15 protein-coding genes, 1 tRNA gene and 2 pseudogenes are annotated in these 19,934 nt (G+C 61.9%); 10 read left to right on the top strand and 8 right to left on the bottom strand.

The window, feature by feature from the left end; genetic code table 11:
- Positions 1–5 precede the first annotated feature (5 nt).
- The gene (locus tag AB5Y81_RS14435) at positions 6–1,058 is read left to right on the top strand and encodes an HlyD family secretion protein (protein ID WP_139398719.1); all 1,053 of its coding nucleotides are present in this window, start codon (positions 6–8) and stop codon (positions 1,056–1,058) included.
- Positions 1,058–2,611 (top strand): DHA2 family efflux MFS transporter permease subunit, encoded by a 1,554-nt coding sequence (locus tag AB5Y81_RS14430; protein ID WP_017764707.1) that lies wholly within the window; start codon positions 1,058–1,060, stop codon positions 2,609–2,611. The genes AB5Y81_RS14435 and AB5Y81_RS14430 overlap by 1 nt, the downstream gene beginning before the upstream one ends.
- Before the next feature lie 62 nt (positions 2,612–2,673).
- Here AB5Y81_RS14430 and AB5Y81_RS14425 read toward each other — a convergent pair whose 3' ends face one another.
- Positions 2,674–3,300 carry a lysoplasmalogenase gene (locus AB5Y81_RS14425; RefSeq protein WP_005308018.1) on the bottom strand — a complete coding sequence of 209 codons (627 nt, stop codon included), beginning with the start codon at positions 3,298–3,300 and terminating at the stop codon, positions 2,674–2,676.
- A 188-nt stretch (positions 3,301–3,488) separates the two neighbouring features.
- Here AB5Y81_RS14425 and AB5Y81_RS14420 point away from each other — a divergent pair, with 188 nt between their 5' ends.
- Positions 3,489–3,629 (top strand): hypothetical protein, encoded by a 141-nt coding sequence (locus AB5Y81_RS14420; protein ID WP_010635406.1) that lies wholly within the window; start codon positions 3,489–3,491, stop codon positions 3,627–3,629.
- A gap of 316 nt (positions 3,630–3,945) precedes the next feature.
- Here the strand turns inward: AB5Y81_RS14420 and AB5Y81_RS14415 are convergent, their stop codons facing one another.
- The 6 genes from AB5Y81_RS14415 to AB5Y81_RS14390 all read right to left on the bottom strand — a co-directional run bounded on the left by AB5Y81_RS14415 (position 3,946) and on the right by AB5Y81_RS14390 (position 11,973).
- On the bottom strand, positions 3,946–6,507 hold the full coding sequence (locus tag AB5Y81_RS14415; RefSeq protein WP_017764709.1) for a TRAP transporter permease: 2,562 nt from the start codon (positions 6,505–6,507) through the stop codon (positions 3,946–3,948).
- Positions 6,508–6,594: 87 nt separating this feature from the next.
- The gene (locus AB5Y81_RS14410) at positions 6,595–7,566 is read right to left on the bottom strand and encodes a TAXI family TRAP transporter solute-binding subunit (protein WP_005308013.1); all 972 of its coding nucleotides are present in this window, start codon (positions 7,564–7,566) and stop codon (positions 6,595–6,597) included.
- A 415-nt stretch (positions 7,567–7,981) separates the two neighbouring features.
- Entirely contained in the window at positions 7,982–10,135 is a 2,154-nt protein-coding gene (locus AB5Y81_RS14405) for an oligopeptidase B (RefSeq protein ID WP_042005466.1), read from the bottom strand.
- A 224-nt stretch (positions 10,136–10,359) separates the two neighbouring features.
- Entirely contained in the window at positions 10,360–10,791 is a 432-nt protein-coding gene (locus tag AB5Y81_RS14400) for a DUF411 domain-containing protein (protein ID WP_005308011.1), read from the bottom strand.
- Positions 10,792–10,838: 47 nt separating this feature from the next.
- On the bottom strand, positions 10,839–11,162 hold the full coding sequence (locus tag AB5Y81_RS14395; protein ID WP_042005464.1) for a hypothetical protein: 324 nt from the start codon (positions 11,160–11,162) through the stop codon (positions 10,839–10,841).
- Between the two features lie 88 nt (positions 11,163–11,250).
- Positions 11,251–11,973 carry an SDR family oxidoreductase gene (locus tag AB5Y81_RS14390; protein WP_042005463.1) on the bottom strand — a complete coding sequence of 241 codons (723 nt, stop codon included), beginning with the start codon at positions 11,971–11,973 and terminating at the stop codon, positions 11,251–11,253.
- A gap of 143 nt (positions 11,974–12,116) precedes the next feature.
- On the opposite strand from AB5Y81_RS14390, the gene AB5Y81_RS14385 reads away from it, so the two are divergent.
- The 7 genes and pseudogenes from AB5Y81_RS14385 to AB5Y81_RS14355 all read left to right on the top strand — a co-directional run.
- Positions 12,117–12,962 (top strand): LysR family transcriptional regulator, encoded by an 846-nt coding sequence (locus AB5Y81_RS14385; protein WP_042005462.1) that lies wholly within the window; start codon positions 12,117–12,119, stop codon positions 12,960–12,962.
- A 56-nt stretch (positions 12,963–13,018) separates the two neighbouring features.
- A complete protein-coding gene (locus tag AB5Y81_RS14380; RefSeq protein WP_005308007.1) occupies positions 13,019–13,618 on the top strand; it encodes an NAD(P)H-dependent oxidoreductase in 600 nt (199 codons plus the stop codon).
- 70 nt (positions 13,619–13,688) lie between these two features.
- A complete protein-coding gene (locus AB5Y81_RS14375) occupies positions 13,689–15,545 on the top strand; it encodes a monovalent cation:proton antiporter-2 (CPA2) family protein (protein ID WP_279485002.1) in 1,857 nt (618 codons plus the stop codon).
- The gene (locus tag AB5Y81_RS14370; protein ID WP_010635416.1) at positions 15,542–15,928 is read left to right on the top strand and encodes a SirB2 family protein; all 387 of its coding nucleotides are present in this window, start codon (positions 15,542–15,544) and stop codon (positions 15,926–15,928) included. The genes AB5Y81_RS14375 and AB5Y81_RS14370 overlap by 4 nt, the downstream gene beginning before the upstream one ends.
- Before the next feature lie 304 nt (positions 15,929–16,232).
- Positions 16,233–17,219: a YafY family protein gene (locus AB5Y81_RS14365; RefSeq protein WP_005308002.1), complete on the top strand. Its 987-nt coding sequence runs from the start codon at positions 16,233–16,235 to the stop codon at positions 17,217–17,219.
- A gap of 905 nt (positions 17,220–18,124) precedes the next feature.
- A pseudogene (locus tag AB5Y81_RS14360) lies at positions 18,125–19,037 on the top strand (IS1595 family transposase).
- A gap of 277 nt (positions 19,038–19,314) precedes the next feature.
- Positions 19,315–19,437, top strand: a pseudogene (locus AB5Y81_RS14355) (phosphoribosylaminoimidazole carboxylase); the annotation flags it as partial.
- Positions 19,438–19,692: 255 nt separating this feature from the next.
- On the opposite strand, the gene AB5Y81_RS14350 reads toward AB5Y81_RS14355, so the two are convergent.
- Positions 19,693–19,769, bottom strand: a tRNA-Asp gene (locus AB5Y81_RS14350).
- Positions 19,770–19,934 lie beyond the last annotated feature (165 nt).

Genomic DNA, 19,934 nt, shown 5'->3' with positions numbered 1-19,934 from the left:
CCCACATGAGTCAACACAAGAAGATCCCCCTGCTGGCCGCCATGATACTGGCCCTGCTCGGCCTGCTGTTTGCCGGTTACTGGTATCTGCACGGCCGCTACTTCGAGAGTACCGACAACGCCTACCTGCAGAGCGAGGTGACCGGCATCGGCTCCAAGCTCTCCGGCTACATCAGCGAAGTGCTGGTGACCGACAACCAGCCGGTGAAGGCCGGCCAGCTCATCGCCCGTCTCGACGACCGGGAGTACAAGACCAAGGTGGCCGAAGCCGAAGCCGACCTGCGTCTCAACCAGGCGACGGCGGAAAATCTCGCCGCCACCCGCACCCAGCAGCTGAGCCTCATTCGCCAGGCCGAGGCCAAGGTCAGCTCGGCCAATGCCGAACAGGTGCGGGCCCAGCAGCAGGTGCGCCGCGTCAGCCAGCTCAACCAGCGCCACTACAGCTCCCAGGACAGCCTGGACGAGGTGCGTGCCGGCCTGCAGGTCAATCAGGCCCAGGAGCAGGAGGCCAAAGCGGCCCTGCAGGCCGCCCGCGAGCGGCTGCTGGTGCTGGATGCCGAGGCCAAGCAGAACCAGGCCAAGCTGGCATTGAGCGCCGCCCAGCTGGAGCAGGCCAAGCTGGAGCTGGCCTATACCGAGCTGCGAGCACCGGCCGACGGCATCATCGGCAAGCGCAGCCTGCGGGCCGGGCTCTACGTCCAGTCCGGCATGCAGGTGGCCAGCCTGGTGCCGCTGCAGCAGGTGTGGGTCGAGGCCAACTTCAAGGAGACCCAGCTGCTCCACATGCAGCCCGGCCAGAAGGTGGAGGTGATCCTGGATGCCTATCCGGATCAGCCGGTCGAGGGGATCATCGACAGCCTGGCGCCGGCCACCGGTGCCAAGTTCGCCCTGCTGCCGCCGGAGAACGCCACCGGCAACTTCACCAAGATCGTGCAACGGGTGCCGGTCAAGATCCGCATTCCGGAGCCGGGGCCGCTGGCAGGCAAGCTGTTGCCGGGCCTCTCCACCGAGGTGATCGTCGACACCCGCAGCCCTGATCCCGTGGTCGCCGCCAACTGATGGACGCCATACCACGCCGCAACTGGATCGCGGTCATGGGGGGCCTCATCGGCGCCTTCATGGCCATCCTCGACATCCAGATCACCAACGCCTCCCTGAAGGACATTCAGGGGGCTCTGTCGGCCACCCTGAGCGAGAGCTCCTGGATCTCCACCTCCTATCTGGTGGCGGAGATGATCGCCATCCCGCTGAGCGGCTGGTTGAGCCGGGGGCTGAGCGTGCGGCGCTACCTGCTGTGGACCACAGGCGCCTTCATCGTCGCCTCCGTGCTCTGCTCGTTCAGCTGGAACCTCACCAGCATGATCGTCTTTCGGGCGCTGCAGGGCTTCACCGGCGGGGCGCTGATCCCCATGGCCTTCTCCCTCATCGTCAGCCTGCTGCCGCTGCACAAGCGAGCCACCGGCATGGCGCTGTTCGGCCTGTGCGCCACCTTCGCCCCCGCCATCGGCCCGACCCTGGGCGGCTGGCTGACCGAGCAGATGTCCTGGCACTACATCTTCTACCTGAACGTGCCGCCGGGACTGCTGGTGATGGCCATGCTGGCCCACGGGCTGGACAAGAAGCCGGTGGACTGGGAAGTGATCAAGCGGGTGGATCTCATCGGCATCCTTACCATGGCGGTGGGGCTTGGCCTGTTGGAAGTGGTGCTGGAAGAGGGCAACCGGGAGGACTGGTTCGGTTCCAGCTTCATCGTGCGGCTCACCGTCATCTCGGTGGTGGCGCTGGTGTTCTTCGTCATCAGCCAGCTGCTGCGCCGCCACCCGCTGGTCAACCTGCGGCTGCTGCACAACCCGCGCTTCGCGCTGGCCTGCTTCGCCTACCTGGTACTCGGCATGGCGTTGATGGGCTCCATCTATGTGCTGCCCCTCTACATGACCCAGATCCACAACTACAACGCGCTGGAAATCGGCGAGGTGCTGATGTGGATGGGGTTGCCCCAGCTGCTGGTACTGCCACTGGTGCCCAAATTGACCCACAAGATAGACCCGCGCTATCTGGTCAGCTTCGGTTTTCTGGTGTTCGCCGTCAGCTGCTTCATGAACATGAACATGAGCGCGGACTACGCCGGGCCCCAGCTGATCCAGTCGCTCATCGTGCGGGCGCTGGGACAACCCTTCATCATGGTGCCGCTCTCCCTGGTGGCGACCGCCAGCCTGACGCCGGACGAGATCCCCTCCTCCTCCACCCTGCTCAACGTGCTGCGCAACCTGGGGGGGGCCTTCGGCATCGCCATCATAGCGACCCTGATCGACAACGATACCCGCACCCACGTCAGCCAGATCGGCAGTACCCTGGCCGCCACCAGCATAGAGGGACAGGCCTATCTGCTGCAGCTGGCCCAGAGCATGATGGCCCAGGGCTCCGGCCCCGAGCTGGCCCGTCTGCAGGCTCAGGCCATGCTGTCGAACACCATCAGCCGCGAGGCGGCCATCATGGCCTACAACCAGGTGTTCTTCGTGATGGGTATCTTCCTGCTGATCGCCAGCGCCCTGATGCTGCTGCTCAAGCAGCCGGCCCCGAGGGCGCCGGATGCCGAACCGGTCGAGGCGTGAAAAGAGTGAGAAGGGAGTAGCAAAACGGGCCGGCAGGCCCGTTTTTTATTGCGGCCCGCCGGTCAACCCGCCAGCGAGGCGGCGATCAGGAACTGGGCGGCGAAGTAGCTGCTCATCACCCAGGCGGTGGCATGGGGGAAGGGGCGACGGAAGCGGTCCAGCGCCAGCATGCTGTCGGAGAAGAGGAACATCAGCGCCCCCACCAGGGCAGCGGCGCTGCCGGCGGTGAGGGAGGCGTGCCAGGCACCGGCGGCCACCCAGGCCATGCCGATGATCACCAGCATGTAGCAGAAGACGGGGATCTTCATCTCCCCGAGCTTGCCCCACAACAGGCCGAACACCATGCCGGCCACCAGCAGCAACAGCAGGCCATCCACCAGGTTCAGCACCAGCGGCCCCTGGGCGAAGCCGACGATGTAGCAGAGGTGCGCGACAAGAAATGCCGCCAACCCCTGGATGAAGCGGTCGCTCGGCAGCATCAGCAGCACATCGCCGGCCAGCGACAGGCAGAGACCGAGCAGGATCCAGGCGTGGGAGCCGTCGTGGTCATAGCCCTGATAGCCGAACGCCAGCGCTATGATGAGCAGCATGGTCAGCGGCTTGCTGATGTAGAACTGACGGGAGTCTGAGCCGTAGGCCGCACGAATGTGCCACCAGCCCGATGCGATGATCAAGAAACTCAATAACATGCCCTGCTCCTCACGTGTCGCTCGCAGTCATACGGCAACATCTTCTTGCTGACAGGGAGAGTAACAAATTCCCCCGGCCAGTGGCAGAGGCGCTCAGCAAACGAGCACTCTACGCCTAAAGTCTAATTGTCCCGTCCACCCGGTTCGGGCATAAGGAACGGGTTCGGAGGATCACCATGGAAGAAGCAATGAGAAACTATCTGCCCGCCATCGACATCATGATGTGTCACTTGGGAATCAGCTTTGAGCAAGCCTGCGAGCAGCTGGGATTGAGCCAGGTGGAGCAACAGACCCTGAGCCTGCTGCAGGAGCAGGATCCGCAAGAATAAGCCCTCCCGGTATCAGACATCATGATGTGTCACCTGGGAATCAGCTTTGAGCAAGCCTGCGAGCAGCTGGGATTGAGCCAGGTGGAGCAACAGACCCTGAGCCTGCTGCAGGAGCAGGATCCGCAAGAATAAGCCCTCCCGCGGCCCGTATAGATATCATGATGTGCCGCGTTGAATAGGTTTGAGAGCAGCCGGAACTGAGCCAGGTGAAGCAACAGCCTTTCAACCTGCCGCAAAAGCAAGCTCCGCAGGAATAACCCCACACGGGGTAAATAAAAACGGCGCCATCGTGGCGCCGTTTTTATTGGGTGCGGGATCAGCGTGCCTGACGGCGCCGCTGCAGCCAGATCACGGCACCGAACAGCAGGAAGCCCGGCAGCCACATCAGCTCCTTGGGCCAGCGCTCGGTGGGCGCCTTGACGCTCAGGATCTGCTGATCCATCTCCAGCCCCAGCTCGGCGGCCTGGCTGCCGAAGGTGACGCTGTCGATCAGGATCTTGCCGTCCTGCTCATAGGTCTGGATCCCCAGCTTGGTCAGACGATCCTCACCGCTCGCACCATCCGGCACCGGCAGCAGCACGGTGAAGCGGCGCAACTTGCCCACCGCATCTTCCCCTTCCATTCGCAGGCGCAGGGTGCTCTCGGCCTCCACCTGACCCATGGTCTGGGCCAGCTCGGCCGGCGCGGCGTCGCGATACGGGTCGTGCAGCATGTCCATCCAGAAGCCGGGACGGAACAGGGTGAAGGCCACCAGCAGCAGCAGCACGCTCTCGTACCAGCGACTCTTCACCAGGAAGTAGCCCTGGGTGGCGGCGGCGAAGATCAGCATGGCGATGGTGGCCACGATGAAGATCAGCACGCCGTGGGCGAAGTCCACGTTGATGAGCAGCAGGTCGGTGTTGAAGATGAACAGGAACGGCAGCGCCGCGGTGCGCAGGCTGTAGTAGAACGCCGTGATCCCGGTCTTGATGGGATCCCCCTTGGAGACGGCGGCCGCGGCGAACGAGGCCAGCCCCACCGGCGGGGTCACATCGGCCATGATGCCGAAGTAGAAGACGAACAGGTGCACGGCGATGAGCGGCACGATAAGGCCGTTCTGCTGCCCCAGGGTGACGATCACCGGTGCCAGCAGGCTCGACACCACTATGTAGTTGGCGGTGGTGGGCAAGCCCATGCCGAGGATCAGGCTCAGCAGGGCGGTCAGCAGCAGCATCAGCAGCAGGTTGCCCATGGAGAGAAACTCCACCAGATCCGCCAGCACCAGGCCGACCCCGGTCTGGGAGACGGCCCCGACTATGATGCCGGCGGTGGCGGTGGCGATGCCGATGCCGATCATGTTGCGGGCACCGGCGATCAACCCTTCGCGCAGATCCACCACGCCGTCGGTGAAGCTGCCGTAGTCATGCTTGCCGTCGGTGCGCAGCCAGTTCAGCAGCGGGCGCTGGGTCAGCAGTATGATGATCAGCATCACCGAGCCCCAGAAGGCCGACAGGCCGGGGGAGAGTCGCTCCACCATCAGACACCACACCAGCACCACCACCGGCAGCAGGAAGTGCAGGCCGGAGAGCAGCACGGCGCGGGTCTCGGGCAGATCGTCCAGCGGCTTGTCCGGATCTTCCGACGGCAACGGCTCGTTGCTGGCGGCGATCTTCAGCAGTCCCAGGTAGGCTGCGGCCAGCAGCACGCTGATCCCCGGCAGAGCGTAGTCGCCCAGCGTCGGTTTGAGCCAGCCCAGACCATAGTAGACTGCCATGGAGAGGCCGCTGATAAGAGCGGCACCGAAGGCGAAGCCGGTCAGGCGACGCAGCCAGGGGCGCGGCTGACGGTTGCCAATGGGCTGCATGCCGAGCTTGAGCGCCTCGAGGTGCACTATGTAGAGCAGGGCGATGTAGGAGATCGCCGCCGGCAGGAAGGCGTGCTTGATGATCTCGACGTAGGGAATGCCGACGTACTCCACCATCAGGAAGGCGGCGGCGCCCATGACCGGGGGCATGATCTGGCCGTTGACCGAGGAGGCCACTTCCACCGCGCCGGCCTTCTCCTTGGAGAAGCCGACCCGTTTCATCATGGGGATGGTGAAGGTGCCGGTGGTCACCACGTTGGCGATGGAGGAGCCGGAGATGACGCCGGTCAGGGCCGAGGCCACCACGGCCGCCTTGGCCGGGCCGCCGCGCAGGTGGCCGAGCAGGCTGAAGGCGAGCTGGATGAAGTAGTGGCCCGCACCGGCGCGCTCGAGCAGGGCGCCAAACAGCACGAACAGGAAGACGAAGCTGGTGGAGACCCCGAGGGCGATGCCGAACACCCCTTCGGTGGTGATCCACTGGTGGTTGGCCAGCGCGTGCAGGCTCACCCCACGGTGCGCCAGCAGGGAGGGCATCCAGGGGCCGGCCAGGCTGTAGGCCAGGAAGACGATGGCGATCACCGCCAGGGCCGGGCCGAGGGCACGGCGGGCGGCTTCCAGCAGCAGCGGAATGCCGATACAGGCGACCACGAAGTCCATGGTGGTCAGGTTGCCGGGGCGCTGGGCCAGCTGCTCATACATGATGAACAGGTAGCTGGCGACGGCGGCGCCGATGAGGCCAAGGGCGATGTCACCGAGCGGCACGCGGTCGCGCGGCGAGCTGCGCATGGCCGGGAACACCAGATAGGCGAGCAGGATGGCGAAAGCCAGGTGAATCGAGCGTGTTTCAGTGTCGTTGAGAACACCGATGCCGAGAGAGAACGGCAGCGGCGAAGCGATCCAGAGCTGGAACAGGGACCAGATCAGCGCAAGACCCGCGATGATCCAGCTCATGGTGCCCACCGGCAGGCGGGCTCCCACATCCTGGGCGATCAGCTCCTCGGCCGAGAGCGCCTCTTGTTGTTGTGTTTGCTGCATAGTGTGGCTCTGTTGGTACTGCAATAAATGAGACTCGCCCCCCCGAGGGAGGAGCGAGTCTGGGGCACATCCGAAACCGCAACCGGATTACATCCAGCCACGTTCCTTGTAGTAGCGCACCGCGCCTTCATGCAGCGGGGCGGAGAGACCCACCTTGATCATGTCGGCTTCCTTCAGGTCGGCGAAGGCCGGGTGCAGGCGCTTGAAACGATCCAGGTTGTCGAACACGGACTTGACCAGCTGGTAGACCACTTCCGGATCGGCCTTGGCGCTGGTGGAGAGTACGGCCTTGCCACCGATGGACGGGGTCGGGTTCGGGCTGCCCTTGTACAGACCACCCGGAATCTCGGCCTTGCTGTAGTAGCTCTTCTCGGCCAGCAGCTTGTCGATCTCGGGGCCGGTCACCGGCACCAGCACGGTGTCGGTGGTGGTGGAGGCTTCCTGGATGGCACCGTTGGGGTGGCCAACGAAGTAGCTCATGGCGTCGATGTTGTTGTCACCCAGGGCAGAGGCCTGCTCGGCGGGTTTGAGCTCGGAGACCAGGCTGAACACGGACTTGTCCCAGCCCTTGACGGTCATGATCTCTTCGAAGGTGTCGCGCTGGCCGGAGCCCGGGTTGCCGATGTTGACACGCTTGCCCTTCAGATCGTCGAAGCCGGCAATCTTGGCGTCCTTGCGGGCCAGGATGGTGAACACTTCGCTCTGCAGGGAGAAGACGGCGCGGATGTCATCCATCGGACCCTCGGCCTTGAACGGCTCGACGCCCTTCATCGCCTTGTACTGGTGGTCGGACTGCATGATGCCGAAGTTGAACTCGCCGGAGCGGATGCCGTTGACGTTGGCAACACCGCCGCCACTGGCCGGGGCGTTGCACTTGATCTGGTGATCGGCAGCGCCGCGGTTGAGGAAGCGGCAGATGGACTGACCCGCCACGTAGTAGACACCGGTCTGACCGCCGGTACCTATGGTCACGAAGCGCTCCTGCGCCTGTACCGGACCACCAAACGAGACACCGACCAGAGCTGCCGACAAGGCACACGCCAGGGATAATCCTTTCATGTTGTTCATCCTTTTTGATTGATTCAGCTCGCCCGTTCCACGGGCGAATGCAAGACAAACCGCCGTGCTGCGTCGGCGGTCGTCCGTGACCTCGCGATGAGGAAATGGGTGAACGACCAGCGTTCCCCAAAAAGCCACCAGCATCCTGTGGTGAGACAGTCGGCTTCATGCCAACCAGAGATAATTGGCACCGAGGGGGCCAATTAAAGAGTTATAACGGCATCGATTAAGCACACGGCGCCAACATAAATCAAACAAAAACACAAAATGAAGGATATCGGTCGCCAGAAATTTGAAGCCGATCATTAATTTGCCGATCGAAGATTAATTGGTTGTGCTACCGGACGGCTGTCGGGAAGAGGGAAAGGAGATTCTTTTGCAGCCCTTGTCTGGCAAGGGCTGCAACCTTGGTGACTTATGCTTTTGGCTTGGCCAGATCCAGGATAAACGCAAACTCCAGTGCGATATCCTCGTAGGCCTTGAAGCGGCCCGACTTGCCGCCGTGGCCGGCGTCCATGTCGGTACTCAGCAACAACTTGTTATCATCCGTCTTCAGCTCCCGCAGCTTGGCCACCCACTTGGCCGGCTCCCAATACTGCACCTGGGAATCGTGCAGGCCTGTGGTGACCAGCAGATTCGGGTAGGCCTGCGCCTTGACCTGATCGTAGGGGCTGTAGGCCTTCATGTAGTCGTAGTAGCGCTTCTGGTTCGGATTGCCCCACTCGTCGTACTCACCGGTAGTGAGGGGGATGGACTCGTCCAGCATGGTGGTGACCACGTCGACGAAGGGCACCTGGGCCACCACGCCGCGATAGAGCTGGGGCGCCTGGTTGATGACGGCCCCCATCAGCAGCCCGCCGGCGCTGCCGCCCATGGCGTAAACCTGATCCCTGGCACCATAGCCCTGTGCCACCAGCGCCTCGGTCACGTCGATGAAGTCGTTGAAGGTGTTCTGCTTTTTCAACAGCTTGCCATCTTCATACCAGTGGCGACCCAGCTCCTCGCCACCCCGGATGTGGGCGATGGCGTAGACGAAGCCGCGATCCAGCAGGCTCAGCCTGGCACTGCTGAAGTCCGGATCCATGCTGGCGCCATAGGAGCCGTAGCCGTAGACCAGCAGCGGATTGGTGCCTGCGCCGGTCCCCTCCTTCTTGAACTGGTCCTTGCGATAGACCAGCGACACCGGCACGGCCACGCCGTCACGGGCGGTGATCCAGAGCCGCTCGCTGGCATATTGGTCGGCCTTGAAGCCCGCCACCGGCTGCTGCTTGAGCAGGGTGCGCTTGCCGCTGTTCAGGTCGAGCTCGTAGGTGGAAGACGGCGTGGTCATGGATGAGTAGCCATAGCGCAGGGCGCTGGTGTCCGGCTCCGGGTTGTAGGCAAGCCAGGTGACATAGGCGGGATCGTCGAAGGCGATCTCCTTCTGCTCGCCGCTCTGCCAGTTGACCTGGCGCAGCCGGGTCAGCCCCTGACTGCGCTCCTCCAGCACCAGCCACTCCTTGAACAGGGCATAGCTCTCCAGCAGTACATCCGGATTGGGGGCGATCACCGCCTTCCAGCGCTCCACCGGGCTCTCTTTGGTCTCGTACAGGCCGAAGTTCTTGCCGTCCTTGTTGGAGCGCACATAGAAGCGGCCGCGGTAGTGATCCAGGCTGTACTCGTGATCCACCTGGCGCGGCAGGAACAGCCGCGGCGCCTGGGTCGGCACGTTGGCATCGATGAGGCGCGCCTCGCCGGTAGTGGTGCTGGAGAGGGCGATGACGATGAAATCTTCCGAGGTGGTGGCATAGAGGCTCACATAGAAGGTGTCGTCCTTCTCCTCGTAGACCAGGGTATCCTTGGCGGGATCCGTGCCCAGCTCGTGGCGATAGACCTGGTAGGGCAACAGGGTCTTGGGGTGCTTGCGCACGTAGAACACCGTCTTGCTGTCGTTGGCCCACACCAGATTGCCGGAGGTATTCGGAAGCGTGTCGGTGGCCCACTTGCCGCTCTCCAGATCGAAGAACTGGATCTGGTACTGGCGGCGGGAGAGGAAATCTTCCGCCACCGCCAGCCAGCGGTTGTTGCGGCTCACCTCGAGCGCCCCCAGGGCGTAGAACTCGTGGCCCTCGGCACGCTGGTTGCCGTCCAGCAGCAGGCTTGTAGCCTCTTCACCAATTTTGCTGCGGGAATAGATGGCGTACTCCTTGCCCGGCTCGTAGCGGGTCTGGTAGCGATAGCCGTTCTTCACATAGGGCACCGACTCGTCCTGCTGGGGAATGCGGGCCACCATCTCCTGATAGAGTTGGTCGCGCAGCGGCTTGACCGGTTTGAGCATGGCGTCGGTGTAGGCGTTTTCGGCCTCCAGGTAGGCCAGCACCTCGGGTTTCTGGCGCTCGTCATCGCGCAGCCAGTAGTAGTTGTCGACCCGGGTATCCCCGTGTTTTTTCAGGGCATGGGGGTGTTTGGCGGCCACGGGAGGCTGGATCTGGGTGTCGCGTGTGGGCATGGCGGACTCATCATTGGCATATGAACAGGGAACGGCGGCCAGACAAGCCAGCAGCAGAAGCCCTCGGGAAAAGGTGAACATGTCGCATCCTTTGCGCTTTAAAAGGGTTGGCGGACCTGAGCCTTGGCTCCTTGGACAGGGGACCAATCTGCCCCTTGTCGCCTTCAGTTGCAAGTTCTCCCGCGCCGGGATGTAAAAGGGCCGCCATCTCGCGATGGCGGCCCCCATACCTGACCGTGAGCGACACGGGCTCGCTCAGGTGTGCCTCACATGATGGAAGTGTGTCTGCTCACGGCCAGTCTTCATCAGCCGGGGTAGCTCGACCAGACCCTGGTCGCGCCCTCATTGCTGATGCTCAGCACCTGATAGGGCTGACCCGGAATATCCATGCCCGGCGCACTCTGGGGCATGCCCGGAATGGTCAGGCCGCGGATCGCCGGTTTTTCCTTGAGCAGTTTCTGCACATCGGCGGCGGGCACGTGTCCCTCGATCACATAGCCGTTGACCACGCCGGTGTGGCAGGAGGCCAGCTGCGGAGTGATGCCGTACTGCTGTTTGACCGGTGCAAGCTGTTCGGTTTCGATGACCTCGAGCTCGAAGCCATTCTCTTCCATGTGCTTGTTCCAGGCCTGGCAGCAGCCGCAGTACTTGGATTTGTAGACGGTCATCTTCTCGGCCGCGAGAGCAGAAAAGCTGACGGTACCGGCCAGCACGGCCAGTAGCAGGGATTTGTACATAACTCACCTCAGATTGAATGAAACATGCCCGGAAACGGGGGTCAGATTCAAGCCAGGGTGCGGGGAGGACGCTCCAGCCGGTCGGTCGGGACATCCGGCATGAACTGGGAAGGGGAGATGAAATCCGGGGAGTCTGGTTCCAGCATGGCAACCGTCAGGCTGTCACTGCTGAGCACCGTCATGGCGAGCGCCGAGGTGAAGCTGCCGCAGGGCATGGCCTTCTCCAGGGTGCGTTCGCTCTGGCTGCAATGAGGCGTCAGGGTACAGAGATCGGTCGCCGCCCGGCTGCCAAACGACATCAGCACCATCAGCAGACTCCACAGGGGGAGCCAGCGGCGGGCGCGAGCGAGTTGGCGACGGGTCAGAACCATGAGACGACTCATTGACGAAAGGTGGCCTATGGTAACCCCTGGCCCAGGGGGAGGGTCAAGCCCTCCCCCCTCTTCCAGTCAGCCTCCATCAAGGTTGCTGACGGGTGGCCGCCAGCACGATCTCGCGCACGCAGACATTGGCCGGCTGGTTCCATGCATAGAGCACGGCCTCGGCGATCACCTCGGGCGCAATGACGCCTCCCATCTGATCCTTCCAGTCGTGGTAGCCGGCCTTGATGCTCTCGTCCGTGGTGTGGCTGAGCAGCTCGGTCTCCACCGCGCCCGGTGCTATGGTCACCATCCGCACGCCGACATCGGCCACCTCTTCCCGGATGTTCTCGGTCAGGGCGTGTACCGCGAACTTGGTGGCGCAGTAGGCGGCATGGTTCGGGAAGGTCTTGCGACCGGCGATGGAGCTGATGTTGATGATGGTGCCGCTGCGGCGCGCCTTCATCCCGGCCAGCACGGCGTGAACGCCGTTCAATACCCCCATCACGTTGATGTTGAGCATCTGCTGCCACTCGGCCGGATCCTGCACGTCGGCCTGGCCCAGCAGCATGACGCCGGCATTGTTGACCAGGCAGCCGACCGGACCGAATTGCGCCTCGGCCTGCTGGATGGCGGCTTTCATGGCGGTGGTGTCGGTCACGTCGACCCCGATGCAGAGGGTATCGGACAGGCCCAGCGCCTGCATGGGCTCGACCCGGCGGGCCAGCAGCAGCAGCGGATGGCCGGCAGCGGAGAAGGCGCGGGCGATGGCGGCACCGATCCCGGCGGAGGCACCGGTGATCACGACGAGAGGCTTGGACATGATGTTTTCCTTCTGATTCAAGAGTCGGTTTGAGCAAACAAGCGGCTGGCCAGCACGGAACGGGATCACTATAGTCACTGCATCCATCAGTGATAAATATTGTTTTCCGCTGGTTATCATCTGAAAAAACTATGGTTGGGCTTATGCTGGATTTGAGACTGCTGCGTTTCTTCATCGCCATCTATGAAGAGAAGAACATCACGGCGGCGGCCGAACGCTGCCACGTCAGCCAGCCCTCCCTCTCGGCGGGGCTGCGCCAGCTGGAAGAGACCCTGGGTGACAGCCTGTTCATTCGGGGCAAGAAGGGGGTGGAGGCGAAGGACCCGGCCCACTACCTCTATCCCCACGCGGTCAAGCTGGTGGAGGAGGCGCGCCGTCTGCCCGAGCTGTTTCGCCAGAAGGCGACGCGTGCGCGGCTCAATCTTGCCATCATGCCGGACCTGAGCCGGCGCCGGCTGGCGGGATTGCTGCAGCAGGTGCAGGCGGTGCTGCCCGAGCTGGATCTCACCCTCTCCGATTACGGGACGCCTGCCGACTGTCGGCTGACCCTGGATGCCCTGCGCCGGGAGGACGAGATCTTTCTGCCGCTGTGGGAGGAGGACTATGTCTTGTGCGTGCGAAGCGACCATCCCCTCGCCGGCCGCCGGCAACTAGAACTGGCCGAGCTGCAACATTATGATTTTATTGAGTGCCCACCCTGCGAGGCCCATCAGCAGACCATAGGCCTGCTGGCCTGTGACCGGCTCACCCTCAATCTGGTGGCCAAGGCAGAGAGCAAGGGGCTGGTGATGGCGCTGGTACTGGCCGGGGTCGGCATCAGCTTCCTGCCGGACGGGCTGGTGGAGGACGAGGCGAGTCTGTGCACCGTGCCCGTGAGCGGGCCCCGGATGTTCCGGCGCATCGGCCTCTGCTATCCCGCCCACCAGACCCTCAATCCGGCGCTGCGCGAGCTGATCCCGGAGCTGGCGGGCCACGGCGCTTCTTGCTAACGTCGCTGCGCAATGCATCTTTTGCCGGCATCCACTCCTCTTCAGGTCAGGACCCCATGAAACGCATTCTGGTCATCTTCTCACACCCGGCGCTGCAGAGCTCCCGGGCCAACAAGCAGCTGCTGCAGGCCATCGACGGGCTGGAGGGCATCACCCTGCACGACCTCTATCTGCACTACCCGGACATGTTCATCAACGTGAAGCGGGAGCAGGCCCTGCTCTCTGAACACGACATCATCGTCTTCCAGCACCCCTTCTACTGGTATTCCTGTCCGGCCATCATGAAGGAGTGGATGGATCTGGTGCTGGAGTACGGCTACGCCTATGGCCCGGAAGCCCACGCCCTCAACGGCAAGCAGTGGCTGTCGGCCATCACCACCGGTGGTGCCCCCGAATCCTACTGCAGCGCCGGCTACAACCAGCGCCCGCTGCTCGACTTCCTGCTCCCCTTTCAGCAGACGGCCCAGCTGTGTGGCATGAGCTGGCTGCCCCCGTTCGTGCTGCACTCCTTTCACAAGATCCGGGACCCGGAGGCACTGCGCCGCTGCGGCCAGGACTATCGCCAGTTGCTGTGCGCCCTGCGCGACGAGCAGCTGACCCCGGAACAACTCGGCGGCAGCCCCTATCTGCGCGATCTGCTGGAGGTACTCCCATGACCCGAACCCGCTCCGGGCGTAGTCCCGGCCTGCCTTCATCGGCCTCCACCACGACGCGGAGGATCCGCTGATGGGACACGGTTTGCTGTTCGATGCCTTCATCTACCTCTCAGCAGCGGTGATCGCGGTGCCGCTGGCCAAGCGCTGGGGGCTGGGATCCGTGCTCGGCTACCTGCTGGCGGGGATCATCATAGGCCCCTTCCTGTTGGGGCTGGTGGGTGAGCAAAAAGATGTGATGCACTTCGCCGAGTTCGGGGTGGTGCTGATGCTGTTTCTGGTCGGGCTGGAGCTCAGGCCGGCGCTGCTGTGGCAGCTGAAGGGGCCCATTCTCGGCACCGGCGGCCTGCAAGTGCTGCTCACCACGGCAGCCCTGACCGGCGTGGCCCACCTCATTGGCCTGCCCTGGCAACAAGGGCTGGCCATCGGCCTCATCCTGGCGCTCTCCTCCACCGCCATCGTGCTGCAGAGCCTGCAGGAGCGCAAACTGATGCAGAGCGAGAGCGGCCGCTCCGCCTTCGCCGTGCTGCTGTTCCAGGACATCGCCGTCATCCCCATCCTGGCGATCCTGCCGCTGCTGGCCATTGCGCCGGTGGCCAGCAGCGGCAGCTCGGAGCTGGCCGGCTGGCAACACGGCCTGCTGGTGGTGGCCGCCATCTCCGGCATAGTGTTGGGTGGTCATTACCTGATGCGCCCGGTGTTTCGCGCCATCGCCCAGTCCCACATGCGGGAGATCTTCGTCGCCGCTGCCCTGCTGCTGGTGATCGCCATCGCCGTGCTGATGGAGTCGGTCGGCCTCTCCCCCGCTCTCGGCTCCTTCCTCGCCGGCGTAGTGCTGGCGGACAGCGAATATCGCCACGAGCTGGAGGCGGACATAGAGCCGTTCAAGGGGCTGCTGCTCGGCCTCTTCTTCATGTCGGTGGGCGCCGGTATCAACTTCGGGCTGTTTGCCGAACATCCGCTGCTGATCCCGGCCCTGGTGGTCGGCCTGATGCTGCTCAAGTGGCTGGTGTTGATGGCGCTCGGCTTCATCATCCGCATCTCGCCGAGCCAGCGCTGGACCTTCGGGCTGGCGCTGGCCCAGGGGGGGGAGTTCGCCTTCGTGCTGTTCTCGTTCGCCGCCCAGAACAGGGTGTTGCCGGGAGACACCATCGCCCTGCTGACCCTGGTGGTGGCGCTCTCCATGGCGCTGACGCCGCTGCTGCTGATCCTCAACGATAGGGTGATCCAGCCCTGGTTCGACTATCGCAACCAGAGCGAGGTCCCGCAGCACGAGCAGCCGGAGCTGGTGGAGCACCCGGTGATCATCGCCGGCTTCGGCCGCGTCGGTCAGATCGTGGGACGCTTGCTGCACGGTCACGGCATAGGTACCACCATCCTTGAGCAGGATGCCAGCCAGATCGAGATGCTGCGCAAGTATGGCTATCAGGTGTTCTACGGGGATGCCAGCCGGCTCGACCTGCTGCACGCCGCCGGTGCCCACAAGGCTAAATTGCTGGTGCTCTCCATCAACGACCCTGCGACGTCACTCGAAGTGATTGAAATGGTGAAGAAACACTTCCCGCACCTTAAGATACTGGCGCGAGCCCAGGATCGTCCCCACGCTCACGAGATCCTGCGCCAGGGCGTGGGCAGCGTGTATCGGGAAACCCTGGGTTCCGCCGTGGATCTGGGGGTGGAAGCCCTGACCCAGCTCGGTTTTCGGGCCAACCAGGCCTGGCGGGCCGGGCAGACCTTCAAGCAGCACGACAACTGGCTGCTGCGGGAGCAGGTCAACTACCTGGACGACGAACACACCTATATCAACAAGAGCCTGCAATACCGGGACATCCTCTCCGATCTGCTGCAAGACGATCAGGAAGGACAGGAGCGCATTCACGCCCACAACTGGAACAGCGGTCTGCCCGACAACGACAAGGAAGCAATATGATTGCCTATTACCCCCTGCTCAAACACCTGCACATGACGCTGGCGCTGGTCAGCGTGCTGTTGTTCCTCTATCGCTGGCTGTTAGCCCTGGGGGGCAGTGCCCGCCTGCAGCAGAAGTGGCTGAAGATCCTGCCCCATGTCAACGACACCTTCCTGTTGCTGTTCGGGGTAGTGCTGGCGGTGACCCTGCAGATGAGCCCGGGTCAGCAGCCCTGGCTGATGGCCAAGCTGATCGCGCTGGTGGTTTACATCGGCCTCGGCGTCATGGCGCTCAAGCGCCCTGCGCGCAGTCAGAAGCTGGTGGCCGGCCTCGCTGCCCTGGCGGTATTCGGCTATATGGTGGGCGCCGCCATCACCAAGTCGGCCTGGTCCTGGTTGGCCTGATCCGACAGCAAAAATCCCCGCCCGGTGGAGGAGAGCCCTCTCCTCCACATCATATTCTGCGCTTACCCATCATTTCTGTTTTTTCTTCTGCACCAAATCCGTAAGACAGCACTTTCATTTGGCGAATTTTCATCATTTTTTAGCCTCAATTGCTGCCAGAAAAGAGAGCGTTCTCTTTTGTGATCATATAGTTAGCTTGGTTTGTATGAAAATGGCGACAGTTGTCGCAGCAAAACTTGCGACATAGACTGTCGCAAGGCATGGCTAGGATACACTCAACGCTAAACCAGTGAAGGCATGCACCATGAGTAAGAAGCTGTTACGACAACTGACCTTGGCGCGTTGCATCCCGCACCGCCCTTACAAGCTGACCGCCAGCCAACTCCAGGTAAAACTGGAAGAAGAAGGCATTCATGTCAGTCTGCGTACCGTGCAACGGGACCTGGAAGAGATGTCCGGCATGGGGTTGTTCGATCTCACCTCGGATGAACGCAGCAAACCACACGGCTGGTGCTTCGAGCGCCATGGCCTCAACGATTTTGCCAACATCATGCCGCTGTCGCTGGCAGTGGCGCTGAAAACCTGGAGCGACCAGGCCAGCCAGCTGCTGCCCGCCAGTGTCCTGACCGAATTGAACCCGCTGGTCGACAAGGCCAGCCAGGTGATCCGTGACAGCCAGAGCGAACTGGCGGAACGCTGGCTCGAAAGCGTGCACCAGTCACCGCGCCCGTTTGCCGGCAACCCGGAGATCCGCCGCAGCACCCTGATCCGCGATGCTCTGTGGCGTGGCCGCAAGTTCAGCGCCGAGATCCAGCGTGTCATCAAGGAGCGCACCGTGTGGCTCTGCTATGACCGCATCAATCCGCTCGGCATTCTGAACCAGGCGGAGGGGCCGACCCTGCTCTGCACCCTGTCCGAGCTGGATCCCAAGGTCTACGGCATCCCGTTCGACCACATCAAGAACGTGGAGCTGACCAACTTCAGCGCGACCCAGCCGAAGGATTTCAATATCCAGAAACTGATCCGCGATCAGGGGTACCAGGATGTCAGCGGGCCGATCCGCTTCGTCGGCCGCATCGATGCCAACTGCCCAACCCTGGTCGACGGCCAGATCCCCGGCCACAACCCGCGCATGACCCGTTACGACAAGCGCAGCGTGGTGGTGGAAACCGAAGTGCAGGACACTCCGGAGTTCCGTACCTGGCTCAACAACATGAGCGGGAACCTGGAAGTGCTGGCGCCAGAATCCTTGCGCAAGGCATATCCGACACCGGGTAGCCGCGTCAGCTGACACCTTCTCAAAAAGCCGGGCCAAGCCCGGCTTTTTGTATTCTTTTTGAGCATATTTATTCAACTAATTTTTAAGCCTTACCCTCCGAATTGAGCCTGTTTTTACCATCGTTTTCGCCCTGTTTTTGCGTGTGAGAGATCAGCCATCGCCGCTGTAAGAGGCCACTGTGTCGAACCGTACGCGAAGCCATCTTTGAATCCTTATGCTTTCCTATGAAACAAACTAACACCATGATTAATATGAATTTATTATCACAAGCATGATCGTTTAAGCGCTCCCATCACGCCGACAACGCCGGATCCTCCCTTGTTCTGCCCTCTGGTTCCCTTAATATGGGTCTCACAAGGACGAAGCTGATTCGGCAGGATGCAGAAGCAGCGCATAAGCAGGGAATAAACCACAGGACGTGGGCAGGGAACACCTCAGGATGAGGCCGATAGCCAGGATGGTTATCAAAGGGAATACAGGACACCGCGGGACGTGGTTGAGGACACCTCGGGATGAGGCAGAGCAGCAGGATGGTTGCTCTTCAGGACGAACAGGAACCTCGCCGGAGGCGAGCAGGACAGCTTCAGGATGAAGCGAGATAACCCGGATGGTTATCTGTCAGGATGACGCAAGGAACACCACGGGATGTGGTAACGGACACCTCCAGGATGGAGAGAGTGCAGCAATCAGGATCGATTGCCAGGCTAGGATGGCCACAGGACACCTCAACGGATTGGGAAGGGGATATTCCGAAGGATCAGGATAAAGTCAGGGATTGCAGGGAGCGTTGCAGTTCAGGGACTGGACGAAATGACTCGAGGGGACGGCAGCTGCCGTCCCCTTTTCTTTTAGCGCTGTCCCAATTATGTGTTGGAAGGCTAATCTGGAAGTAGGTCATCACCATGAGGACCTCCATCATGGATACCCCAGCCTTCCAACACCTGTTGTCCCTCTTTCCATTACTTACTCTGCGTCAGCGCCGTGTCGCTCAGCATGAGCTCGCCGCTCCACACCCGATTACGTCCCTCCATGCCCAGTTACCCACATGCTGCGGCTGTCCCCACTGTCAGGCGGATGCCACCCAGCTAGCCCCCTGGGGCTGGAGCCGTGGGCTGCGTCGTTACCGTTGCAAGCAGTGTCGGCGAACCAGCTCCCTCCTCACCAAGACGCCTTTGGCCAGATTACGTAAGGCTGAGCATTGGGAGGACTACGCCCAGGCCCTCATTGAGGGGCTCACTGTCCGCCAGGCCGCCGTCCGATGCGGTGTTTGCAAGAACACCGCCTTCTTGTGGCGTCACCGCTTCCTGAAGGCGATGGCAAACCACCAGGCAACACGGGAAGAAGGCATCGTGGAAGTGGATGAAACCTTCTTCCTCGAATCGTTCAAGGGGCAGCGAGGGTTGCCTCGCCCGGCAAGACATCGTGGCGGGAAAGGGCGCACCCGGGGGACCGGGCGGGATTACATCCCGGTGATGGTGGTGCAGGACAGGGCGGGCCATCAAGCCGACTTTCAGCTGGAAAGGCTGGATGCGCAGACGGTGAAAGCGGTGTTGCAGCCACTCATCGCGCCCGATGCAGTGCTCTGCAGTGATGGTGCAGGGGTGTATGCCAGTTTCAGCCAAGCGCGGGGCATACCACATCCAGCATGTGAACGGATATCACCGGCGGTTGAAGGGGTGGATGGAGCGATTCCATGGCGTGGCGACCCATTACCTGAGGAATTATCTGGGCTGGCGCAGGATGCTGGAACGTTACGGCAGGGAGGTAAATACCAAGATGTGTTTGCATGAGGCGCTAGGGCACCCCATACAACACGTAATTGGGACATAGCCTTTCTTTTTGCGCTTTTTACTAGATGCAACCCAATCAAATCACTTACGCTGCAGATGTTGTGCATGCCACTTCCCTGCGCTTGTTCCTGCTGCTCGTCACTCTCGCCCATGCCTTGACTGAGTCTTTCGACAAGACCTCTCTCAAGGCCTGAAAGAAGCACCAAGGCATTCAAACTGCACTTCGTATGCGTGACGGAGCATAGAGGCGCTCTGCAGTCTTCCAGGACACTCAGTGGAGTGCCCTTCTCCCCTAATATCATTGCAGGCAAGAGAGACAAAGATAGCAGCTGATCCAGCAGGGTCCGGGGGATCACATCAATATCCCTGCCCGCCAGAAGCACAGGGTCGAGTGGACCCATCCCGACATGACCACCGTCTGGCTCTGCGTGTTTTACTGAAGTGAGTAAGGAGAAAAGAGGTAATCCGGGGAAAATAAGACGAAAAAAAGCCCAGTCTGTCGACTGGGCTTCTTGTTAGTGGCACAGCGGACGGGGAGACGGACAGAGTCCGGCTCAAGCACAAAGGACAACAGACAGAGACCGAGTTGCCAGTGGCAAGTAGCAGCCCTGGCGGTTGTCTCTTGTTTCCTCATCCCGTTTGCAAAAGCCAGATAGCAAAAAGGCCTTCCCGTCAGGGAAGGCCTTTCAATTTAGTGGCGGAGCGGACGGGACTCGAACCCGCGACCCCCGGCGTGACAGGCCGGTATTCTAACCGACTGAACTACCGCTCCGCATTCGGTTAGCTTTCGCTAAAGCTGTTGCTGCTTGTTTTTGAGGTGTCATCCTCGCAGCCGGTCATGTCTTTCACATCACCGTTTAATTGGGTGCCTGGCAGTGTCCTACTCTCGCATGGCGAATGCCACACTACCATCGGCGCTACAGCGTTTCACTTCTGA

This window comes from Aeromonas sp. s2 (genome assembly GCF_040907935.1).
Lineage (GTDB): Bacteria > Pseudomonadota > Gammaproteobacteria > Enterobacterales > Aeromonadaceae > Aeromonas > Aeromonas dhakensis.
This window is presented reverse-complemented; position numbering and strand designations above follow the sequence as displayed.

What these genes read in the sequence shown, in the direction of transcription:
- AB5Y81_RS14405 (WP_042005466.1), bottom strand. Translation starts at nt 10,135, where the DNA reads ATGTTCACCTTTTCCCGAGGGCTTCTGCTGCTGGCTTGTCTGGCCGCC.
- AB5Y81_RS14375 (WP_279485002.1), top strand. Translation starts at nt 13,689, where the DNA reads ATGGGACACGGTTTGCTGTTCGATGCCTTCATCTACCTCTCAGCAGCG.
- AB5Y81_RS14395 (WP_042005464.1), bottom strand. Translation starts at nt 11,162, where the DNA reads ATGGTTCTGACCCGTCGCCAACTCGCTCGCGCCCGCCGCTGGCTCCCC.
- AB5Y81_RS14380 (WP_005308007.1), top strand. Translation starts at nt 13,019, where the DNA reads ATGAAACGCATTCTGGTCATCTTCTCACACCCGGCGCTGCAGAGCTCC.
- AB5Y81_RS14435 (WP_139398719.1), top strand. Translation starts at nt 6, where the DNA reads ATGAGTCAACACAAGAAGATCCCCCTGCTGGCCGCCATGATACTGGCC.
- AB5Y81_RS14385 (WP_042005462.1), top strand. Translation starts at nt 12,117, where the DNA reads ATGCTGGATTTGAGACTGCTGCGTTTCTTCATCGCCATCTATGAAGAG.
- AB5Y81_RS14400 (WP_005308011.1), bottom strand. Translation starts at nt 10,791, where the DNA reads ATGTACAAATCCCTGCTACTGGCCGTGCTGGCCGGTACCGTCAGCTTT.
- AB5Y81_RS14415 (WP_017764709.1), bottom strand. Translation starts at nt 6,507, where the DNA reads ATGCAGCAAACACAACAACAAGAGGCGCTCTCGGCCGAGGAGCTGATC.
- AB5Y81_RS14430 (WP_017764707.1), top strand. Translation starts at nt 1,058, where the DNA reads ATGGACGCCATACCACGCCGCAACTGGATCGCGGTCATGGGGGGCCTC.
- AB5Y81_RS14370 (WP_010635416.1), top strand. Translation starts at nt 15,542, where the DNA reads ATGATTGCCTATTACCCCCTGCTCAAACACCTGCACATGACGCTGGCG.
- AB5Y81_RS14410 (WP_005308013.1), bottom strand. Translation starts at nt 7,566, where the DNA reads ATGAAAGGATTATCCCTGGCGTGTGCCTTGTCGGCAGCTCTGGTCGGT.
- AB5Y81_RS14420 (WP_010635406.1), top strand. Translation starts at nt 3,489, where the DNA reads ATGAGAAACTATCTGCCCGCCATCGACATCATGATGTGTCACTTGGGA.
- AB5Y81_RS14390 (WP_042005463.1), bottom strand. Translation starts at nt 11,973, where the DNA reads ATGTCCAAGCCTCTCGTCGTGATCACCGGTGCCTCCGCCGGGATCGGT.
- AB5Y81_RS14425 (WP_005308018.1), bottom strand. Translation starts at nt 3,300, where the DNA reads ATGTTATTGAGTTTCTTGATCATCGCATCGGGCTGGTGGCACATTCGT.
- AB5Y81_RS14365 (WP_005308002.1), top strand. Translation starts at nt 16,233, where the DNA reads ATGAGTAAGAAGCTGTTACGACAACTGACCTTGGCGCGTTGCATCCCG.